This window comes from Lysobacterales bacterium, assembly GCA_014946745.1.
Classification (GTDB): Bacteria; Pseudomonadota; Gammaproteobacteria; order Xanthomonadales; family Xanthomonadaceae; genus Aquimonas.
In genome coordinates, this window is record JADCRD010000002.1 from 846,881 (window position 1) to 868,437 (window position 21,557).

Annotated in this window: 9 protein-coding genes; 2 read left to right on the forward strand and 7 right to left on the reverse strand. The window is 71.8% G+C overall.

Annotated elements, in window-relative coordinates:
- Window positions 1-5: 5 nt before the first annotated feature.
- Window positions 6-578: a sigma-70 family RNA polymerase sigma factor gene (locus H4O13_15720; protein MBE5316840.1), complete on the reverse strand. Its 573-nt coding sequence runs from the start codon at window positions 576-578 to the stop codon at window positions 6-8.
- A 258-nt stretch (window positions 579-836) separates the two neighbouring features.
- Between H4O13_15720 and H4O13_15725 the strand changes: the two genes are divergently transcribed.
- On the forward strand, window positions 837-2,870 hold the full coding sequence (locus H4O13_15725; GenBank protein ID MBE5316841.1) for a tetratricopeptide repeat protein: 2,034 nt from the start codon (window positions 837-839) through the stop codon (window positions 2,868-2,870).
- Between the two features lie 439 nt (window positions 2,871-3,309).
- Here the strand turns inward: H4O13_15725 and H4O13_15730 are convergent, their stop codons facing one another.
- From H4O13_15730 to H4O13_15755, 6 genes are all read right to left on the reverse strand, one after another.
- Entirely contained in the window at window positions 3,310-4,884 is a 1,575-nt protein-coding gene (locus H4O13_15730; GenBank protein MBE5316842.1) for an AMP-binding protein, read from the reverse strand.
- Between the two features lie 5 nt (window positions 4,885-4,889).
- The gene (locus tag H4O13_15735; GenBank protein ID MBE5316843.1) at window positions 4,890-5,138 is read right to left on the reverse strand and encodes an acyl carrier protein; all 249 of its coding nucleotides are present in this window, start codon (window positions 5,136-5,138) and stop codon (window positions 4,890-4,892) included.
- 135 nt (window positions 5,139-5,273) lie between these two features.
- Window positions 5,274-6,062 carry an acyltransferase gene (locus tag H4O13_15740; protein MBE5316844.1) on the reverse strand — a complete coding sequence of 263 codons (789 nt, stop codon included), beginning with the start codon at window positions 6,060-6,062 and terminating at the stop codon, window positions 5,274-5,276.
- An 11-nt stretch (window positions 6,063-6,073) separates the two neighbouring features.
- Window positions 6,074-17,425 (reverse strand): amino acid adenylation domain-containing protein, encoded by an 11,352-nt coding sequence (locus H4O13_15745; protein MBE5316845.1) that lies wholly within the window; start codon window positions 17,423-17,425, stop codon window positions 6,074-6,076.
- 25 nt (window positions 17,426-17,450) lie between these two features.
- A complete protein-coding gene (locus tag H4O13_15750; GenBank protein MBE5316846.1) occupies window positions 17,451-18,458 on the reverse strand; it encodes an NAD-dependent epimerase in 1,008 nt (335 codons plus the stop codon).
- Window positions 18,459-18,777: 319 nt separating this feature from the next.
- A complete protein-coding gene (locus tag H4O13_15755; GenBank protein MBE5316847.1) occupies window positions 18,778-20,070 on the reverse strand; it encodes a nucleotide sugar dehydrogenase in 1,293 nt (430 codons plus the stop codon).
- An 80-nt stretch (window positions 20,071-20,150) separates the two neighbouring features.
- Here H4O13_15755 and H4O13_15760 point away from each other — a divergent pair, with 80 nt between their 5' ends.
- On the forward strand, window positions 20,151-21,557 hold the full coding sequence (locus H4O13_15760) for a TIGR03013 family PEP-CTERM/XrtA system glycosyltransferase (GenBank protein ID MBE5316848.1): 1,407 nt from the start codon (window positions 20,151-20,153) through the stop codon (window positions 21,555-21,557).

The window sequence follows — 21,557 nt, forward strand, 5'->3', positions numbered from 1 at the left end:
CGGCCTCACTCGGCCTCCATCGCCTGCTTCAGCCAGGCGCGACCGAAGCGCAGGTCGCGGTCCACCGTCGGCACCGACACGCCCAGCGCGCGCGCCACCTGCTCGCGGTCGAGGCCGGCGAAATAGGTCAGCTCCAGCACCTGCGAGCGCCGCGCGTCCCGTCTGCCCAGCGCCTCCAGCGCCTCATGCAGGCGCAGCAGGGTGGCGTCCTCCTCGCAGGCGACGGCGTCGGCGGCCGACAGGCTGAGCGGCACCGCGCCGCCGCCGCGCTTGTCGCGCAGGCGCCGGCGTGCCGCATCCACCAGCACTTGGCGGGTGGCCTGGGCCACCACGTTGAAGAAGTGCCGGCGGTCTTCCCAGCCGGCGTCGGCGTCGAGCAGGCGCAGCAGGGCCTCGTGCGCCAGCTCGGTGGCCGACAGGCTGCCGCCGGGCAGGGCGCGCGCGCTGCGCTGGGCGATCGCCCGCACCTGGGTGTAGACGGCTTCCACCAGCCGTTCGCGGGCACTGGCATCGCCGTTCTGCCACTGCCGCAGCAGGCGGGTGATCGCCGGTGGCTGCAGATCTTCGGCCTCGTGCATCGGGCGGCGCTCCGCGTGCGGATCCAGTGGCCGGGCCCGTCCGGCCCGGCGCGGGCTGCAGCGTAGCCAAAAGTCGCGGGCGGCGTTGGCTGCCGCGGCGCCCCGCGCGCTGCGTCCGGCTCGCCGCGCGCAGCGACGCCAGCACCCGCGCCGCCGGCCTGCGGCCGGCACCGCACCTGAGGGCCTGCACCCGTCGGGATGCCTTACCCGCGCGAATCGTGCACCCTAGACCGCTTCGCACCGCTCTTCGACTAGCCGATGGACCCCACCGAATACGCCCGGGAACTGTTCTTCAAGGCCCTGGATCACCATCAGCGCGGTCGCCTCGACGAGGCCGAGACCCTGTATCGGGAGGCGCTCGCGCGCGTGCCGGAGCGCGTTTCGGTGCTGTCCAATCTCGCCACCGTGCTGGTTCTGAAGGGCCGCCACGCTGAAGCGCGCGCGCTGGCCGAGCGCGCCCTCGCGCTCGAACCGAACTGCGCCGAGGCCCACGCCATCCTGGCCGAAGTGCGGCGCGGCCAGCGCGGCCCGCACGCCGCCCTGCAGGAGCTTGAGCGGGTGCTGGCGCGCTCGCCGGACGACCCCGAGCTGCATTTCCACCGCAGCGCCCTGCTCGCCGAGCTCGGCCGCTTCGACGCGGCGCTTGAGGCCAGCGCGCGCGCGCTTGAGCTGCGCCCCGATCATCCCGGCAACCGCGCCCACCACGCCCTGCTGATGGCGACCGCGGGCGACACCGCGGGCGCGCTGCGCAGTCTGGGGGATCTGCTGCGCGAGGATCCGCGGCCGCTGGCGGCCGGCGAAGCCTGGGCCGGTCTGCTGCTGCGGCGGGCCGCCGAGGCGGGCGGCCAGCTCGATGACAGCGTCGACGCCGCCCTGCTGGTGCGCGCGCTTGACACCCCATGGTCGCCGCCGCGCCGGCTGCTGGCCTTGGCCAGCCAGGTGCTGCGCGCCGACCCCAAGACCGGCCCCTGGCTGCAGCGCGTGCGCGAAACCCGGCCGCAGCTCCTGCCGCCGCACAGCTGGTCCGATCTGCGCCTGAGCGGGGCGATCTACAGCAAGCCGCTGCTGCGCGCCTTGCTGCGGCAGCCGGTGATCCCCGACCTGGATGTCCAGCACCTGCTGGTGCAGTTGCGCGCCATGCTGCTGGAGCGCGCCGCCCGCAGCACGCTGGAGGCGCCGTTCGACGACGCCCAGCTGTCCTTCCTCTGCGCCCTGGCCGCGCATGCGCTGCGCCAGCACTACGTGTGGCCGGTGACGCCCGCCGAGCAGGCCCAGCTGGATGCGCTCGGCGAACGCCTGCGCGCTGCTTGCGCGCAGGCGCAGCCCTGGCCCGTCGCCTGGCTGCCGGCGCTGTTGGCCTACCGGCCGCTGGCCGAGCTCGCCCCGGTGGAGATGCTGAAAGCGCGCGGTGGCCCAGCGCCCGTGCAGGCCCTGCTGGCGCAGGCGGCCGCCGACCCCGGCCCGCTGCCGAATCTGCGTTGGACCCACCTGCCGACGCCGCCGCGCAGCCTGAGCCTGGCCGACTACCTGGCCGAGCGCATCACGCCTTTCACCCTGCCGCGCCTGCCCAAGCTGGGCGAGCCGCGGGTGTTGGCCATAGCAGCCGGCGGCGGCGAGTGGGCCTTCGAGCTCGCGGTGCGGCTGCGGGGTGCCAGCGTGCGGGTGCTCGAAGCCGACCCGCAGGCCGCAAGCGCTTTGGGCGAACAGGCGCAGCGGCTGCGGCTGCCGCAGCTGAGCGTGCTGCAGGGCGGCCTGGATGCGGCCGGCGCCGGTGGCTACACGGTGATGGACAGCGGCCGTCTGCTGCTGATGCCGGGGACGCTGCCGGCGCGTCTGTCTGAGCTGCGGCGCTGGCTGGCGCCGCGCGGCCTGCTGCGTCTGCGTGTGGCCAGCGCACGCTTGCGCACGGCGCTGCAGGCGGCACGCCAATCGCTCAGGGACGCAGGCCTGGACGCCGCAGGTGTCGACGTGCGTGCGGCGCGCGCGCATCTGCTCGCTCTGCCGGCGGAGCACCCTGCCGCAGCGCTGCATGCGCTGCCTGAGCTGCACAGCCTGGGGCCCTGCAGCAGTCTGCTGCGCGAGTGGGACGCCACGCCCCTCGGTCTGGTGAACTTCATCGCGGCAGTGCAGGCGGCCGGTCTGCGCCTGCGCGGCCTTGAACTGGGGCCCGACGAGCGCGCGGCCTTGCCCAAGCACGGCCCGATGCCCGCCGACCTGCCGGCCTGGGCCGCGCTGGAGGCCGACCATCCGCGCATGTTCCGCGACTTCTACACGCTCTGGGCCAGCCCATAGGGTGGGTCTTAACCCACCGAAGCCCGACCCTCGCCCCGCTCATGGAAACACCGGCCGACCCTGCCTCGACTCTGGTCCCGGTCGTGGAAGGGCAGGCATCGGCGCCCGACCCGCGCGACAAGCCTCGGTCACCCCGATGTTGGGCATCGCCTTCGGCTCCGCCCAACCTACCCGATCACTTCGGCGCGCCCATAGGGTGGGTCTTGACCCACCGGAGCTCGACCCTCGCCCCGCTCATGGAAACACCGGCCGACCCTGCCTCGACTCTGGTCCCGGTCGTGGAAGGGCCGGCATCGGCGCTCGACCCGCGCGACAAGCCTCCGTCACCCCGATGTTGGGCATCGCCTTCGGCTCCACCCCACCTATCCGATCGTTCAACCAAGCCCGCCCCGTCAATCCGCGGCGCCACGCTGCGGCGCTCGCAGCGCCGCCCGCGCCCTCAATCCTCGTTGAACTCGCGGCCCTCGGCCTCGGCCTGGAGGCGCGCGCGCTGGATCTTGCCGGTGTTGGTCTTGGGAAGGCTGTCGCGGAACTCGACCTCGCGTGGAACCATGAAGTCCTCGAGCTGGCTGCGGCAGTGGGCGATGATCGCGCGGGCATCGAGTGTGATGCCCTCGGCCAGCACCACCACCGCGCGGATCGCACGGCCCAGCACTTCATCCGGCACGCCGACCACGGCGGCTTCGCGGATGCCGGGCAAGGCGTACAGCGCGGCCTCGACTTCCTTCGGCGCGACCTTCTCGCCGCGCGACTTGATGATGTCGTCCTTGCGGCCGACGAAGTAGACGAAGCCTTCTTCATCCATGCGGAACAGGTCGCCGGTGTGCAGCACCTTCTCCCACGGGTAGCGGCCGGGCTTCAGCGCCTTGGATGTCGCTTTCTCGTTGCGCCAATACCCCTGCATGACGTGGCCGCCGCGTACCACCAGCTCGCCGACCGTGTTCGGCGGCAGCGGCTGGCCATGGTCGTCGGCGACCCAGATCTCGGTGCCCGGAATGGCGATGCCGACGCTGTCCGGGCGGCGCGCAAGCTCGGCCGGCGGCAGCCAGGTGCAGCGCTTCGACTCGGTCATGCCGTACATCGAGAACACGCGCGCCTGCGGAAACAGCGTCTGCAGCTTCAGGATGTGCGCTGGCGGCAGCGCCGCCGCCGTATTGGTCAGGAAGCGCACCGGCGCCACCCACTCGGGCTTCAGGCTCTTCATCTGCACCAGCATGGCGGCGATCGTCGGCACCAGCGGGAAGCCGGTGACGCGCTCGCGTTCGAGCAGCGGCAGCACCTTCTGCGGGAACGCGAAGCTGCGCTCCAGCACCAGGGTGTAGCCCTTCAGCACCGCCATCAGCAGCTGGTAGAGGCCGTAGTCGAAAGCCAGCGGCAGCACGCTCAGCACGACCTCGTCCTCGCTCGCCTCCAGGTAGGTGGTGATCGAAGTGGCGGCGTGCAGGATGTTCTTGTGCGTCATCATGACGCCCTTGGGGTTGCCGGTGGACCCCGAGGTGTAGACCAGCATGGCGAGATCGATATCGATGCCGCGCGGCGCCGCCGGCAGCCGCGTATCGGTCGCGTCGAGAAAGCCGTTCCAGCCCAGGCCCAGCGCGCCGAGCTCCGACGCGGCCGTCGCGTCCATCACCACGATGCGGCGCAGGCTGGGCGTCTGTGCGGCGGCTTCCAGCGCGGCCGGCAGCAGGCTCAGCTGGGTGATCAGCACGCTGGCTTCGCAGTTGCCCAGCACGAAGGCCAGCTTGTGCGCCTTGGTGGTCGGGTTGATCACGCTGAACACGCCGCCGGCGCGCAGGGTGGCGAAGATCGACACGCAGGTTTCGATGCGGTTCTCGGCGAACACCACGCAGCGCTCGCCGTTGGCGAGCCCGGCTGCGTGCACCAGCGCGGCAGCGCAGCGCTCGACCGCCGCGTCGAAGCCGGCATAGTCGAGGCGCTCGTCGCCGCAGACCAGTGCGGTGTGCTGTGGACGGCGCGCGGCGGCGTCGCGCAGGAAGGCCTCGAAACGCTTCATGACGATCAGGCTCCGCTCTTGCGGCCGATGTAGCGCACCAGTGCGCCGATGCCGTCGATGTTTTCCGGCAGCACTTCATCGTCATCGACGGTGAAGCCGTAGGTCTCCTCCAGCCAGGTCACGAGCGTGAGCACGCCCATCGAATCGATGATGCCGGCCTCGAACAGACTGGTGTCGACAGCGAGCGGGGCGTCACCGGCGGTGGGAAAGGCATCCGCCAGGAAGGCGCGGACCTGGGTTTCGATCGGGCTCATGCAGGTGTTCCGGATGTGCGGGCCGCGGGCCCGTGCGTTTGGAGATGTCGGCGCGGATGCGCGGCGTGGCCTGCACGCCTGCGGCCCGAGCCGATCGAATCCGGCAGGTGCTGCCGGGGCGCGGAATGCTAGCACTCAGGCGGCGTCCGGCTTGACGGACGGCTGTGCAGGTGCCGATTCGGACGCGGTCCCAGCGGCGGCTGCAGGCGCCTCGCCAGGCCGCGGCAGCACGCCCACCCGCCGCGCCGGGCTGCCGGCGACGACGGTGTAGGGCGCGACGTTCGCGCTGACGATGCTGCGCGCGGTGACGATGCTGCCCTCGCCGATCTCGACGCCCGGCAGGATCATCGCGTCGGCGCCGATCCAGACGTTGTCGTGCACCACGATCGCGCGCACGTCCTCGTCATCGGGTGGCGCGCCGGCCAGCCGCGCGGCCGGGTCACTGGCGTGGCCCGAGGAATCGCGGAAGCTGACCCCGCTGGCGACCTGCACGTGCCGGCCCAAGCGGATCTCGCGGCCCACGATGAAACTCACGGCGTGGCCGATGTCGCAGTAGTCGCCGATGTGCAGCTTGGGCCGGGCCACGAAGCTGGCCGCGAACTTGAGGCTCAGCTTGCCGTTGAACTGCACGTAGTCACCGACGACCAGCTCACCGCGACCGCTGACCCAGGGCACGTAGATGCCGGCGGTGACACCGCGGCCGAAGCGCGTGCAGTAGGCCTTGAGCAGGGGCTCGGCCAGCAGCTTGCCGCGCACGAAGAAGACGATCGCGCGCAGGCCGAGGAACAGCCACAGCATCGGCATCACCACCAGCCTTGGCGCCGGCAGGGTGAAGTGCTGCAGCTGACGCTTGCCGCGGCGCAGCGCGCGCGCCAGCGGATGATCGGCGCGCGCGGCCCAGTGGCGCAGAGCGGACAGACTCATGGGGCGGCTCCTCAGCGACCGAACAGGCGCTGCAGCCAGCCGCGGGGCGGCGCGCTGTCCCTGCCGGCCGCGGACTCGTCGCTGATCAGCGCTGGCTCCGGCGCGGCCTCGGCCTGCACCAGCTCTGCCGCCAGCCCACCCAGGCTGGACTGACCCAGCCTGAGCAGGGACAGGCGCTGTCCAGTGCGCGCCTCTAGGCGGGCCATGAAGTCCAACGCCAGCAGCGAGTGGCCGCCGAGATCGAAGAAGTTGTCCTCGGGCTCTGCCGACTCCAGCTTCAGCACCTCGCGACACAGCTGCCGCACGAGCGCCAGCGCCGAGTCGAAATCCAGCGCCGACGCAGACGCCGCTGCCGCACGCGCGGGTCGCAGCGCGGCCTCGGCCGGTCGTGCGCACCAGTCGCGCAGGCGCAGCGCGTAGGCCTGTGCCCAGGCTTCGATCTGGCGGGCCTCCAGCACGTCCGTGCTGTAGTTGAACAGCAGCTCAAGGCCGCGCGGCGTTTCCACGCACCACAGCCCCAGCGCATGCGCGGAGTTGCGCACCGGCACATCGAAGCGGGCGTGTTCCAGCGGACCCCAGTGGGTGATGCGGTCGCGCGCGTCCTGGAACGAAAACAGGGTCTGGAAGAGCGCGCGCTGAGGATCCGCACCTGCCCGCCGCAGCTCGGGCAGCAGCGCGTCCAGCGGCAGCTCGGCATGGCCGAGCGCTGCCGCCAGCGCGGCATGAACCTCGGCCAGCCAGTCGCCGAGCGGCTGCGGCCGCAGCTGCAGCCGCAGCGGCACCGCATTGACGAAGCAGCCCATCACCGGCAGCAGCTCGGGGCGCTCGCGGCCGCGCACCGGCAGGCCCAGCACCAGCGCGTCGACGTCGCCGATGGCTGCCAGCTCGGCGGCCCAGGCGGCCAGCAGCACCACGAACAGGGTGGTGCCGTGACGCCGGGCCAGCGCATGCAGGCCTTCCACCTCATCGACCGGCAGCAGGCTCAGCAGCGAATCGCCGCGGCCACTCAGCCGATCCGCGGCCGCCTGCGCCGGATGCAGGCGCAGCGGCGGCGGCAGCGGCAGCAGGCTGCGCTTGAAGTGCTCGATCGAGGGGGCATAAGCGCCCGCCGCCAGCTGCGCCTGCTGCCAGGCGGCGAAGTCGCCGTAGCCGATCGCCAGCGTTGGCAGCCGCGGCAGGCGCTGCTGCAGCCGCGCGCTGTACAGCTCGGCCAGCTCGGCGTACAGCAGGTCGAAGCTCCAGCCGTCCCACACCAGGTGATGCACCACGAACACGAACACGTGCTCGTCGGCGGCAAGCCGATACAGCGCCGCCCGGAACGGCGGCCCCGAGCGCATGTCGATGGGCGTGGACTGCAGGATCTCAGCGCCCTGGAGTGCTGCGGCTTCGGCCTGCGGCCGCGCCAGCGCGGACAGGTCGACGAAGCCCAGTTCGAACGGGCCCTCGCTCAGCACGCGCTGCTGCAATCCGGCTTCGCCTGCCACCAGCACGCTGCGCAGCGCCGGCTGACGGGCGACCAGATCGCGCAGCGCGGCTTCAAAGGCGGCACGCTCAAGCGGCCCGCGCAGGCGGTGCGCCGACGGCAGCAGATTGACCCGGCCGTCGCTGCTGCTGCACTCCAGGTACCACAGGCCGGCCTGCACGGCCGACAGCGGCGCCCTCTCGCGATCGGCGCGCGCCGGGATCGACGCGCTGCTGGCTTCCGCGACGTGCAGACGGGCCGCCAGCGCACGCGGGCTGGGGGCTTCGAACAGCAGGCGCAGCGGCGGGCGCGGGTGGCCGAGCGTCTGCAGGCGCCCGGCCAGCTCGGCGGCCAGCAGCGAATGTCCGCCGGCTTCGAAGAAGCTCTGATCGGGTGCGAGTGCGGGCGTCTGCAGCAGCTCGCCCATCAGGCCGGCGATCACGGCGATGCGCTCGGCGTCGGCGGCGGCAGCGCCGTTCGCCTGGGTCGGCGCGGACGCAGCCGCGGTCGCGGCCGAGCCCGCCTGCGCGCTCGCCAGGGCCTTGCGATCGATCTTGCCGTTGGGCAGCAGGGGCAGCGCCTCCAGCGCGCGCAGCGACTGCGGCAGCATGTAGTCGGGCAGGCGCGCAGCCAGCGCGCGGCGCAGCTCCGCAAGGGTCGGCGCGCGCTGGCCGGGGCGCGGCTGCACATGCGCCACCAGGCGGTCGTCGACCGGCCCGAAGTGTTCGACGCAGACCGCGGCGCGCGCGATCTCGGGCTGCGACTCGAGCGCGGCCTCGATCTCGCCCAGCTCGATGCGGTAGCCGCGCAGCTTGACCTGGTGGTCCATGCGACCGAGGTGGCGCAGCTCGCCCGCGGCCGTCCAGGCGCCGAGGTCGCCAGTGCGGTACAGACGCGCGCCAGTGGCGCTGCTGCAGGGGTCGGCGATGAAGCGTTCGGCCGTCAGTTCCGGGCGCGCGTGGTAGCCGCGGGCGACGCCGGCGCCGCCGATGCAGATCTCGCCGGGCGCATCGACGCCGCACTCGCGGCCGGCCTCATCGAGCACGCGCACCACGGTGGCGTCGATCGGCCGCCCCACGGTGATCCGCGCCGGATCGTCGATGCGCGCGCAGGTCGACCACACCGTGGTCTCGGTCGGCCCGTACATGTTCCACAGCTCGGCGACACCGGCCGCCAGCAGCCGCTGCGCCAGCGCGGGGCTCAGGGCCTCGCCGCCGCACAGGGCGCGAAAGCCCGGCGGCGCGCGGAAGCCGGCGTTCAGCAGCAGATGCCAGGTGCTGGGCGTGGCCTGCAGCAGCTGCACGCCCTGATGTTCGATCAGGGCCTTCAGCGCGGCGCCGTCGGCCGCATCGCTGCGCGGCGCCAGCACGATCTGCGCGCCCACCACCAGCGGCAGCAGCAGCTCCAGCACGGCGATGTCGAAGCTCAGGGTCGTCACTGCAAGCAGGCGCTCGCCGGCCTTCAGACCCGGCGTGTGCGCCATGCTGCGCAGGAAATTGACCACCCCCGAGTGCAGCACGACCACGCCCTTGGGCGTGCCCGTGCTGCCCGAGGTGTAGATCACATAGGCAGGGGCGTCCTCGGTGATGGCGAGCTGCGGCGCCTGCGCCGGCGCCCGCTCGATCTCGTCCGCGTCGGCATCGAGGCGCAGGCCGTCGATGCCGCCCAGGGCCAGGTGCTCGGCGCCTGCGCGATCGCTGAGCAGCAGACGCAGGCCGGCGTCCTCGGCCATCTCGCGCAGCCGCGCCAGAGGAAAGCCCGGGTCGAGCGGCACGTAGGCCGCGCCGGCCTTGAGCACGCCGAGCAGGGCGGCGACCAGGTCCGGACCGCGCGGCAGGCACAGGCCAACCCAGTCGCCCGGGCGCAGGCCGCGTGCGATCAGGGCCTGGGCGATGCGGTTGGCGCGCGCGTCCAGCTCGGCATGCGTCCACTGCTGGCCTTCGAAGCGCAGCGCAACGGCGTCGGGCGCGCGCGCGGCGCAGGCGGCGGTCAGGGTTTCGATGCGCGTGGATGGGCCGCTCCGCACGAGCTCGACGCGCGGCGTCGACGCCGCGGCCAGGCCCGCCAGTTCCTGCAGGGAGTCACGCAGCGCCTCGGCGATGACTGCGATGCGCTCGGGGCTGAAGAACTCGACGCTGTAGTGCAGATCCAGCGCGAGCGCATCGCCCTCGTCGTAGAAGTTGAACATCAGCTCGCCGAGCAGGCCGGGCTTGCGGCCCTCGCGCATCTGCGCCGACAGCGGCGCGAAGCCGGACAGATCGACGCGCGGATTGAGGTTGAAGAACACGCCGCTGAGCGGCGCGCGCTCGCCGCGGCTGGGCAGGCCCAGCGCGCGCGCGGCGAGCCCTTGGGTCATGTGCGGGTGCTCCAGCGCATCCATCAGCGCAGCGCGCACTGGCGCCAGCGCCGAGTGCACGGGCGCGCTCGCCGGCAGGCGCAGGCGCAGCGGTAGGTCAAGCACGCCGTCGGCGAGCAGGGCCGGGTGGCGCGCCAGCGCCTGGCTGGCGTAGGGCAGGCTGAGAACGAAATCCGCGCGACCGCTGAGCCGCTGGATCGCCGTCGCGGTGGCGCTGAGCAGCAGCGGAAACAGGGTGCAGCGCTCGCGCTTCAGCAGCGCGCGCAGGGCGGCCACCAGCGGGCCCTCGAAGCGCAGCTGCCGGGTGTCGGCGGCGAACTGGCGCGACCCTGCGGGCTCGCGGTCGCCCAGGCTGAGCGCGGCCGGCGGCTCGCGCAGCGCTTGCAGCCAGTAGGCGCGGTCGGCTGCGGCCTCGGGCGAGGCCATGCGTGCGCTTTCGCTGTGCGCGAAAGCCAGCGGCGACTCGGCGGCAGCCAGCGCCAGCGGCATGCCCTGCGCGTGCGCGCGGTAGGCCGCCGCGAGCTCAGCGAGAAAGGTGCTGGCGGCCCAGCCGTCGAACACCAGATGGCTGGCGATCACGTGCAGCACGGCGCGCTGCGGGCCCAGCCAGAACAGGCTGAGCGCGATCATCGGCGCGCGCCCCAGCGCGAAGCGCTGCTGGGCAGCGGCGGCCAGGGCAGAACGCAGCGCCGCCTCGGGCTCACCGGCCTGGTCGAGGTCGATGATCTCGATGCGCGGCTGTGCCTGCGCATCGACGACCTGACGCGGCGCATCCGCTTCGATGCGCAGGCGGAACGCCGGGTGGCGCGCACACACCGCGCGCAGCGCCGCTTCCAGGGCGCCGCGATCGATCGCGCCGCGCAGCTCCAGGCTGAAGGTTTCATCCAGCGCGCGCAGGGCGTTCTCATCGAAGCTCGCCGCCAGCCAGCGCTCGGCCTGGCCCGGGCTGAGCGGGGCCTCCAGCCGTTCGCTCGCGGCGGACTCCGCTGGGATCGGCGCGCTCTGCGCGCGCTCCGGCGGCGGGGCGCCGTCGCGGCGGCTGATGAAGCCCAGCGCCATCAGCTCGTCCAGCGCGCCGACCAACACGTCGACAATGCGCTCCAGCTCGGCTGCGCCCATGGCGGCGGTGACGAAGTGGCCGAACTGCTCGTACAGGTGCAGGCCGTGGAAGCGCGCGAGGTAGTAGAACAGGCTGACGTACTTCTGGTCCTCGTCCCACTGCAGCCGCCACAGCGAGGCGCAGTGGACCGCCTTCACCGGTGCGCTGCGGGCGACGAAGGCCGCGTTGAGCCGATCGATCAGACCCTGGGTACGGGCGTTGAGCGCGTCGTAGAAGGCCTGGCCACCCTGCTTCAGTTCCAGCAGCGTGGCCTTGGCTGCGGCCAGCGCCAGCGGGTGACGCACGAAGGTGCCGGCGAAGTAGGTGACGCCGGCTTCGGGATAGCTGTCGTCGCCGTACTGCCAGTGGCCGCCGTCGAGCGCATCCAGCCACTGCGCGCTGCCGGCGATCGCGGCGAACGGCAGGCCGCCGCCGATGATCTTGCCGTAGGTGCAGATATCCGCGCGCACGCCGTAGAACTGCTGGGCGCCGCCGGGCGCCAGACGGAAGCCGGTGACGACTTCATCGAAGATCAGCGCCGCGCCGCAGCCGTCGCAGATCTCGCGCAGGGCCTGCACGAAGGCGCGCGGCTGCAGAGTCGGGTACTTGTTCTGGATTGGCTCGATCATCACCGCCGCCAGCTCGTGGCCGCGTTCGCGCAGGATCGCCAGCGCCTCGTCCGACGCGTAGTCCAGCACCAGCACGTTCTCGACCGCGTTGGCGAGGATTCCCGGCGCGGCCGACAGCGAGCGCAGCTGGCGGGTGCCGCGCACGATCACCTCGTCGAAGATGCCGTGGTAGCTGTTGGTGAAGATGGCGATGGTCTTGCGCCCGGTCACCGTGCGGGCGATGCGCATGGCGCCCATCACCGCCTCCGAGCCGGTGTTGCAGAAGCCGACGCGGGCGTGGCCGGTGAACTCGCTGATCAGATCGGCGACTTCCGCCGCCAGCGGGTGCTGCGGGCCGACTTCGAGCCCGCGATCGAGCTGCGCGTGCATCGCCGCCACCAGCGCCTTGGGCTGATAGCCGAGCAGGTTGGCGCCGAAGCAGCTCAAGAGATCGATGTAGGCGTTGCCGTCGATGTCCCAGACCCGCGCGCCGTCGGAACGCTCGGCCACGATCGGATAGACCAGATCCTTCCACAGCGGGTTGAAGCCGGTGACCACGCGCGGGTCGGCCATGCGCGCGCGGTGCTGCTGGCTGAAGGCGCGCGATTGGCCGCTGCGGGCGAGATAGCGCTGGGTGAAATCGTCGAGCCAGGCGCGCTGCGCGGCGCTCATCTGCTGCACCGGCTTGACCGTGATCCGCGCCGAGGCGCCGAAGGGCTTGGCGATGAGGTCGGCCTTGTCGTCGCCCTCCGTGCCGGTGCGCGTGGAGGCCGTGGCGGACACGCCCGGCCGGGCGGCGACCGGCAGCGCGTTCGCTGCGGCTGCGCTCTGCGCTGCGCCCGGCTGTGCTGCGGCGATCGGCGTCGGGACGGATGAAGGCGCAGGCAGGGCGACCCCACCGAGCAGGGCCAGCTGCTGCTGCATCAGCGCCATCTGCTGCTGGATCAGGCCGAGCACGCCGGCATCGGCGGGCGCTGCGGGCCCCGCGATCGGCTGCGGCATCGCGCCGGCCACGGGCGCAAGCGTCGGCGCGAAGCCCTGCGCGCCTGCGACCGCTCGCGCGCTGTCGTCAGCGACCGCGGCTGCCGGTGCCGGCGCAAAGCGCTCCGGCGGCAGCTCGGCGTGCAGGAACTCGACCAGACGCTCGACCGTGTCGAGGTCTTCCATCAGCCGGCGGAAGCGCAGCTTGATCCCGAACACGCGCTCCAGCTCCAGCGTGGCCTGGGTCAGGCTGAGCGAATCGAGGCCCTGTTCGACCAGGCTCTCGGCCGGCGACAGATCCTCGGCTGCGAGCCCGGCCACGTCGGCGAGCAGGCGGCGCAATTCCAGGGCAAGGGTGGGGCGGCGGTCGGCCATGGGCGGGTCCTCAGTGGCGCGACTCGGCGCGGCCAGCGGTTCAGCGACTGAATCAATGGGCGAAGCGATGCTGGCGACGGCGCTGTGCGCGCGGAACCAGAAGCGGGTGTCGGCGAAGCGATAGGTCGGAAGATTCACGCGTCGCGCATCGCGCGGCAGCGGCCATTCGAGAGGGAGACCGGCGCACCACAGCCGGCCGACGGCTTCGACCGCATGCAGGGCCGCATCGGCCAATGCATTCGGCGGCGGCAGCAGCGGCTGCACCCGCGGCGCGCGGCCCTGGGCATCGCGGTGCTGGCGCGCGAGCGCGCTCAGGGCCTGGCCGGGGCCGAGCTCGACCAGCACCGTGCCGGGCTGGGCCAGCTCGCGTGCGAGGGCCTCCGAGAAGCGCACCGGCGCGCGCACCTGGCGCGCCCAGTAGGCGGGGTCGGTGGCTTCGTCGGCGCGCAGCGGCGCAGCGCTGACGCAGGAGTAGATCGGCAGCCGCGGTGGCGACAGTGCGATCGTCGACAGCGCCTGCTGCACCGCTGGCAGCGCGCCCTCCATGGCCGCGCTGTGGAAGGCGTGCGAGACCATCAGTCGCGTCGCCTGCAGCCCGGCTTCGCCCAGTTCGCCTTCGAGCGCATCGATGGCCGCTGCCGGGCCCGCCAGCACGCACAGCTGCGGCGCGTTGTAGCCGACGATCTCGATACCCTCGTGCAGATGTGCGGCCAGCGCGTTGGCGCCCGCGCGCACCGCCAGCATGCCGCCGCGCGGCTGTGCCCACATGGCTGCGGCGCGCGCGCAGACCGCGCGCGCGCCGTCCTCGATCGACAGCACCCCGGCCACGACGGCGGCGGCGTACTCGCCGAGGCTGTGGCCGATCAGCGCGGCGGGCTGAAGGCCCAGGCTGGCCAGCCACTGCGCCAGCGCGACCTCCATGCAGTACAGCGCCGGCTGCGCGTAGCGGGTCTCGGCCAGCAGGGCGCTGGCGCGGCTGTCGCCGGCCTCCAGCAGCAGGGCGCGCAGGTCCACATCCAGCAGCGGCTGGGCGGCCGCCAATGCGGTCTCCAGCGCTTCCGCGAAGGCCGGCACTTCGGCATGCAGCGCCGCCGCCATGCCCGGATGCTGCGAGCCCTGGCCGGGGAACAGAAACACCAGACGCGGCGCCGGCTCTGCCGTCTCGGGCTTCGCCTCGCGGCGCAGGGCAGCGATGAGTTCCGCGCGATCGCGCGCGGCCACGGCACGCCGCAGCGGCAGCGCGCTGCGGCCGCGCACCAGGGTGGCGAGCACGGCGTCGAGCGGCAGGGCCTCGCGCTGCAGCGCATCGGCCAGATCCAATGCGCGCGCGGCCAGCGCCTCGGCGCTGCGCGCGGACAGCGGGAACAGGCGCAGGCTGCGCCTTTCTTCGGCTTCGATCAGCGGTGCGCGCGAAGGCGCTTCGCTCAGCACCACATGCGCATTGGTGCCGCCGACGCCGAAGCTGCTCACTGCCGCCGCCCGCGGCTGGGCGCCGCGCGGCCAGGGCAGGCCTTCCGCGCTTACGCGAAAGGGCGTGGCGGCGAAATCGATCTGCGGGTTCGGCGCTCGGTAGTGCAGGGTGCCGGGCATGCGCTCGCGCGCAAGACACAGCGCGGCCTTGATCAGCCCGAGCACGCCGGCGGCCGCGATGGTGTGGCCGAGGTTGGACTTCAGTGAGCCCAGCACGACCGACGCGGCCGGCACCGCATCTTCGGCGTAGGCGCGGCGCAGGGCTTCGACTTCGATGGGATCGCCGAGCGCGGTGCCGGTGCCGTGCGCCTCGACATAGCCGATCGCGCTGGCTGGCAGACCGGCGTCGTCCAGCGCCAGGCGAATGCACTCGGCCTGGCCCTGCACGCTGGGCGCGGTGAAGCTGGCCTTGCCGGCGCCGTCGTTGTTCACGCCGACGCCGCGGATCAGCGCGTGCACGGTATCGCCGTCGTCGAGCGCCTGCTGCAGGGGTTTCAGCACCACCAGCGCGCCGGCGCTGCTGAACACCGTGCCCGACGCTTCGGCGTCAAACGGACGACAGCGGCCGTCGGCCGATTCCATGCCGCCTTCGACGTGCAGATAGCCGGCCTGCTGCGGCACCAGCACGGTGGCGCCTCCGGCGATCGCCACCTCGCAGCGGCCGGCGCGCAGGGCCTGCACGGCTTCGGCCACGGCGACCAGGCCCGTCGAGCAGGCCGTGTGCACGCTGAGCGCCGGCCCGCGCAGGTCGAGCCGATGGGCGATGCGGGTGGCGGCGTAGTCCTTCTCGCTGGCCAGCATCAGGGCGAACTCGCCGCTGGCGGCGACACGCTCGGGTTCGGCGGCGCGCAGCGCGGGCGCGTAGCTGTTGTTGCCGGTGCCGGCGTAGACGCCGACGCGTTCGCCGCGAGCGGTAAGCGCCTGCGGGTCCAGCGCGGCGTCCTCAAGCGCCGTCCACGCCAGTTCGAGCAGCAGGCGCTGCTGCGGATCCAGCAGGGTGGCCTCGCTCTTCGACAGGCCGAAGAAGCCGGCATCGAAACGGTCGGCGTCGTCCAGCACGCCGCGCGCGGCGACGAAGTTCGGGCGCTCGATCAGCGCGCGCGGCAGCGAGGCGTCGAGCTCGTCGCGCGTGAAGCGGCGCAGGCCTTCGACACCGTCCAGCAGGTTCTGCCAGAACGCTTCGATATCGCGGCTGCCCGGCGCACGCAGGGCCCAGCCGACGATCGCAATCGGCGCCTGCGCATCGGCTGCGCTGCGTCGCGTCTTGGCCGTCGCCGCTGCGCCCTGCTCCAGCGCGTCGATCTGCGCGGCCACGCTGGGGCGGTCGTAGACCAGGGCTACGCTCAAGCCTGCGATGCCCTGGGCGCGCGCCTGCGCCACCACCCGCAGCACGCTCAGCGAGCGCGCGCCGGCGGCGAACACCGAGTCGTGCTCGGTGAGTTCGCTGCGACCCAGCGCCTCCCGCCACAGCGCCAACAGGCGCGCGCGCGGCGGCTGCGAGCGGTCGACGCCCGTATCGATCTGCGGCGCCGGCAGGCCGCGGCGGTCGATCTTGCCGCTGGGCGTGGTCGGCAGGCGCGGCAGCAGCACATAGCGCAGCGGCTGCATGTAGGCCGGCAGGCGCTCGCGCAGATGCGCGCGCAAGGTTTCGATCAACGCGTTCTCGCAGCCGGAATCGCGCGCCACCACCCAGGCGACCAGCTGCTTGCCCAGCCCGGGCAGCTCGCAGGCGCCGACGGCGGCGTCGCGCAGGCTGCCCTCAGCGAGCAGGGCCAGTTCGATCTCGCCGGGTTCGATGCGGTAGCCGTCGATCTTCAGCTGCGCATCGGCGCGGCCCAGATAGTGCAGCACGCCCTCGGCGTCGAGCCGCACGCGGTCGCCGGTGCGGTACTGCGTGCCGTTCGGAGTTTCCATGAAGCGCTCGGCGCTCAGATCCGCACGGCCCAGATACCCCGCGGCCAGGGTCTCGCCGCCGAGCAGCAGCTCGCCCTCGTTCGGATCCTGCACGTCGTCGATGGGCGCGAGTGCGATCCGCACATGCGGCAGGGCGCGGCCGATCGGCGGGATCGCTGGCCAGCCCGCGGGATCGCCGTCCAGCTCGAACGCGGTGACCACGTGCGATTCGGTGGGCCCGTAGTGGTTGTGCAGGGCGCTGCCGGGCAGGCGCGCGAACAGGCGGCGGATGCTGGCGCTGACCTGCAGCTGCTCGCCGGCGCTGACGATGTCGCACAGGGGCGGCGGCGCAGCGTCGACGCAGGCCTCGGCCAGCATCTGCAGCGCGACATAGGGCAGGAACAGGCGCTGCACGCGCTCGCGCACGAGCGCTGCGCGCAGGGCTTCCGGATCGCGTCGCTCGGCCTCGGACAGCAGCACCAGACAGCCGCCGGTGGCGAGGGTCGAGAGGATTTCCTGGAAGTGCACGTCGAAGGACAGCGGCGCGAACAGCGCGGTGATCGCCGGCTGGCCGAGGCGGGCATGTGCGGCATGCCAGTCGATCAGATGCGCCAGCGGCCGCGGGCCCATGGCCACGCCCTTGGGTCGGCCGGTCGAGCCGGAGGTGAACAGCACATAGGCAAGCTCATCGGTGCCGGCGTGGGGTCGCGTGTGTGGTCGCGGCGCGGCGAGTCTCGGCAGCGGGCCCAGCCGCGCCTCCAGCGCCGAGAGGTCGGCGTCGCGGCCGAGCACGGCGCGCGGCGCGGCGTCTTCCAGCATGGCCGCGAGCCGCGCATCGGGATAGGCGGGATCGAGCGGCACGTAGCAGAGCCCCAGCTCGATCGCGGCCAGCAGGTCGATCAGGGTGTCGGCGCAGCGCTCGGCCGCCAGCGCCACGCGCTCGCCGCGCGCAAGCCCGGCGAAGCGCAGCGCCTGCGCGCGGACCTGCACGGCCTGCCACAGCTGCGCGTAGTCGAAGCGCGCGCCCTCGCAGACCAGGGCCGGCGCAGCCGGCCAGCGCTGGGCGGCCTTGGGCAGCCACTGCTGCAGCGGCGTGGGCTCGATGTAGGCGATGGCCATGGGCAGCTCCCCCAACGCTGCGTGATCAGACCCGGTAGAAGTCGCGATACCAGGCGACGAAGCGCTGGATGCCGAGTTCCACCGGGGTTTCCGGGCTGTAGCCGGTATCGCGCATCAGCGCCTCGACGTCCGCTTCGGTATCGGGCACATCGCCCGGCTGCAGCGGCAACAGGCGCTTCTCGGCGGTGCGGTCCAGCGCCTGCTCGATCAGCTCGATGTAGCGCGACAGCTGCACCGGCCGGTGGTTGCCGATGTTGTAGACGCGGTAGGGCGCGCTGGAGCTGGCCGGCGAGGGCAGCAGCGGGTCGAAGGCCGGATCCGGCCCGGGCACGCGGTCGAGCGTGCGGATCACGCCCTCGACGATGTCGTCGATGTAGGTGAAATCGCGGGTGTGCTGACCGAAGTTGAAGACGTCGATCGGCTCGCCGGCGAGGATCTTGCGGGTGAACAGGAACAGGGCCATGTCCGGCCGGCCCCAGGGCCCGTAGACGGTGAAGAAGCGCAGGCCGGTGGTCGGCAGGGCGAACAGATGGCTGTAGGTGTGCGCCATCAGCTCGTTCGACTTCTTGGTCGCCGCGTACAGGCTGACCGGATGATCGACGCTGTCCTCGACCGCGAACGGCAGCTTGCGGTTGGCGCCGTAGACCGAGCTGGAGCTGGCGTAGACCAGGTGCTCGACGCCAGCGTGGCGGCAGCACTCGAGCATGTTGATGAAGCCGACGATGTTGGCGTCGATGTAGGCGCGCGGGTTCTCCAGCGAATAGCGCACGCCGGCCTGGGCGGCGAGGTGCACCACCCGCTGCGGGCGAAAACCCGCGAAGGCCTGCTCCATCGCCGCGCGATCCTCCAGCGAAGCCTTGAGGAAGGAGAAGCCCGCGCGCGGGGTGAGCCGAGCCAGCCGGGCTTCCTTCAAGCGGACGTCGTAGTAGTCGTTGAGATTGTCGTAGCCCAGCACCTCATCGCCGCGGTCGAGCAGGCGGTGGCTGAGGGTGGAACCGATGAAGCCGGCGGCGCCGGTGACCAGTACGCGCATGAAGCGGGGCTCGCAGAAGTGGAATGCAGTTCACGCCTTGCGGCGCAGGATAGCAGCGGCTGGGGTGAAAGTGTGTTTCAGATCACAGTAAGAGCCGGGATTGGGGATTGGGGATTCGGGATTTGTCCGAAGGGCGCTTGGGGCCGCCGAATGCCGGCGCACGGGCTTCGTTTTCCGTCCGATGAATGGCGATGCCCGTCGGGCGCTTGCCAGGCCGACTGCGATTGCGGTCGACCAAGCCACAGTCTCAAGTCCGCACCGCCCTTCCAACCGTCGGGCCAATCCCCAATCCCCAATCCCGAATCCCGGCCTCAAAGCCTCAAAGCCTCTCATCCACCGCATCCCGCGGCAGCAGGCTCTTCACATCGAACAGCACCGAGCCCGGCTTGCCGTAGGCGCGGATGCCGCTGGCGCCCAGCGCCGCGAACTCGCGGTGGCCCACGGCCAGCACGATGGCGTCGTAGAGCGTCGGCGCCGGGGTATCGACCAGATCGAGGCCGTATTCGTGGCGGGCTTCGCCGCCATCGACCCAGGGGTCGTGCACATCGACTTTCAGGCCGTAGTCGGCGAGCGCGTCGATCACGTCGATCACCCGGGTGTTGCGCAGGTCGGGGCAGTTCTCCTTGAAGGCCAGCCCCAGCACCAGCACGCGCGCATCGACCAGGGGCAGGCGCCGACGCGCCATCAGCCGCACCACGCGCTGGGCGACATAGGCGCCCATGCCGTCGTTGATGCGCCGGCCGGCCAGGATCACATCGGGGTGGTGGCCGATCTCCTGCGCCTTGTGGGTGAGGTAGTAGGGGTCGACGCCGATGCAGTGGCCGCCCACCAGGCCCGGCCGGAACGGCAGGAAGTTCCACTTGGTGCCCGCCGCGGCCAGCACCTCGTGGGTGTCGATGCCGAGCCGGTGGAAGATCTGCGCCAGCTCGTTGATCAGCGCGATGTTGAGATCGCGCTGGGTGTTCTCGATCACTTTGGCGGCTTCGGCCACGCGGATGCTGCTGGCCTTGTGGGTGCCGGCGCGGATGATGCGCCCGTACAGGGCATCGACGAAATCGGCCACTTCCGGCGTCGATCCCGAGGTGACCTTGATGATGTCGGGCAGACGGTGCGCGCGGTCGCCGGGGTTGATGCGCTCGGGGCTGTAGCCGCAGAAGAAATCGACGTTGTAAGTGAGGCCCGACAGGCGCTCCATCACCGGCACGCAGACTTCTTCGGTGGCGCCCGGGTACACGGTGGATTCGAAGACCACCACGTCGCCTGCCTTCAGGGCACGACCGACGGTTTCGCTGGCGCCGATCAGCGGCCCGAAATCCGGCCGCTTGGCCTCGTCGATCGGGGTCGGTACCGTCACCACGAACACGTTGCAGCTGCGCAACGCCTGCGGATCGGTCGAGAACCCCAGCCGCCGCGCCGCGGCGAGCTCTTCGCCAGACACTTCCAGCGTGTGGTCGCGCCCGGCGCGCAGCTCGTCGACGCGGGCCGGATTGATATCGAAGCCAAGGGTGTCGAGCTGGCGGCCGAACTCCACCGCCAGGGGCAGGCCGACATAGCCCAGGCCAATCACCGCGAGCCGCAGGGAAGCTTCATCCGCCGATCGAGCAAACGTCATGGTCTTGCCATCCAGTGTGATGTGGCTCACAGTTTATCAGTCTTCACGACTGACTGAGCACATCGCTCAAGCCCACCACCATGCGTTCCATCACCGATGCCTTCCATCCCGCACGCCGCTGGGTCCTGATTCTGGCCCTGGTCGAGTTCAGCGTGCTCGTACTGGTTTTCTACGCGGCCGCCATTCTGCGCTTTCTGGGTGACACCCAGCTGCTCGACCGCGTGTTCGGCGACATCCTGCCGCGCGCCCTGCTGTTCGCCACTGTGCATGTGCTGGCGATGACCGCGCTCGGCATGTACATCTCGCAGAGCCGCGAGGGCCTGAGCGGACACATCGTGCGCGCTGCGGTCGCCTTCGTCGCCGGCGGGCTGTTCCTGATCGCGCTGCAGTACCTGCTGCCGCTCAGCCCGATCGGCCGCGGCGTGATGTTGATCGCCATGCTGCTTGGCCTGGTCTCGATCATGCTGACCCGCTACTACGCGCTGAAGTCCGTCGGCGCCGATGCCCTGCGCCGGCGGGTGCTGGTGCTCGGTGTGGGCGACAAGGCGGCGCTGATCGCGACCCGGCTGCGCCGGCTTTCCGACCAGCGGACCTTCCAGATCGTCGGCTATCTGCCGATGCCAGGCGACGCCGACGCGGTGCCGGAGGCGCTGCGGCTCGACCCCGCACCCGGTCTGCTGGGCGTGCTGCGCGAGCACGATGTCGACGAGATCGTGATCGCCGTCGACGAGCGCCGCGGCATCCTGCCGATGGATGCGCTGATCCAGGCCCGGCTGCGCGGAATCGTCGTCACCGAGGTCGGCACCTTCTTCGAGCACGAGAGCGGCAAGGTCAAGATGAACGTGCTCAATCCCTCCTGGCTGGTGTTCTCCAGCGGCTTCGATGCCGGCGCCCTGCGCATGGCCAGCAAGCGTGCCTTCGATGTCGGCGTATCCAGCCTGCTGCTGCTGCTGGCCTCGCCGCTGATGCTGCTGACCGCCCTGCTGATCCGCATCGAGAGCGGCTTCCGCGGCACGATCATCTACCGCCAGGCGCGGGTGGGGCAGGGCGGCCAGGTGTTCCAGGTGCTGAAGTTCCGCAGCATGCGCGAGGACGCCGAGAAAGACGGCGTGGCCCGCTGGGCGCAGACCGACGACGACCGCATCACCCGCGTCGGCCGGATCATCCGCAAGCTGCGCATCGACGAGCTGCCGCAGGTCATCAACGTGCTGCGCGGCGAAATGAGCTTTGTCGGCCCGCGGCCCGAGCGCCCGGCCTTCGTCGAGCAGCTGTCGGCCGAAATCCCCTACTACGCGCTGCGCCACACGGTGAAGCCGGGCATCACCGGTTGGGCGCAGCTGCGCTATGCGTACGGCGCCTCCGTCAAGGACGCCGACGAAAAGCTCAAATACGACCTGTACTACGTGAAGAACCACAGCCTGATGTTCGACCTGCTGGTGCTGCTGCAGACCTTCGAAGTGGTGCTGTTCGGCAAGGGCGCCCGCTGA

What these genes read in the sequence shown, in the direction of transcription:
- H4O13_15730 (MBE5316842.1), bottom strand. Translation starts at nt 4,884, where the DNA reads ATGAAGCGTTTCGAGGCCTTCCTGCGCGACGCCGCCGCGCGCCGTCCA.
- H4O13_15740 (MBE5316844.1), bottom strand. Translation starts at nt 6,062, where the DNA reads ATGAGTCTGTCCGCTCTGCGCCACTGGGCCGCGCGCGCCGATCATCCG.
- H4O13_15725 (MBE5316841.1), top strand. Translation starts at nt 837, where the DNA reads ATGGACCCCACCGAATACGCCCGGGAACTGTTCTTCAAGGCCCTGGAT.
- H4O13_15755 (MBE5316847.1), bottom strand. Translation starts at nt 20,070, where the DNA reads ATGACGTTTGCTCGATCGGCGGATGAAGCTTCCCTGCGGCTCGCGGTG.
- H4O13_15745 (MBE5316845.1), bottom strand. Translation starts at nt 17,425, where the DNA reads ATGGCCATCGCCTACATCGAGCCCACGCCGCTGCAGCAGTGGCTGCCC.
- H4O13_15720 (MBE5316840.1), bottom strand. Translation starts at nt 578, where the DNA reads ATGCACGAGGCCGAAGATCTGCAGCCACCGGCGATCACCCGCCTGCTG.
- H4O13_15750 (MBE5316846.1), bottom strand. Translation starts at nt 18,458, where the DNA reads ATGCGCGTACTGGTCACCGGCGCCGCCGGCTTCATCGGTTCCACCCTC.
- H4O13_15735 (MBE5316843.1), bottom strand. Translation starts at nt 5,138, where the DNA reads ATGAGCCCGATCGAAACCCAGGTCCGCGCCTTCCTGGCGGATGCCTTT.
- H4O13_15760 (MBE5316848.1), top strand. Translation starts at nt 20,151, where the DNA reads ATGCGTTCCATCACCGATGCCTTCCATCCCGCACGCCGCTGGGTCCTG.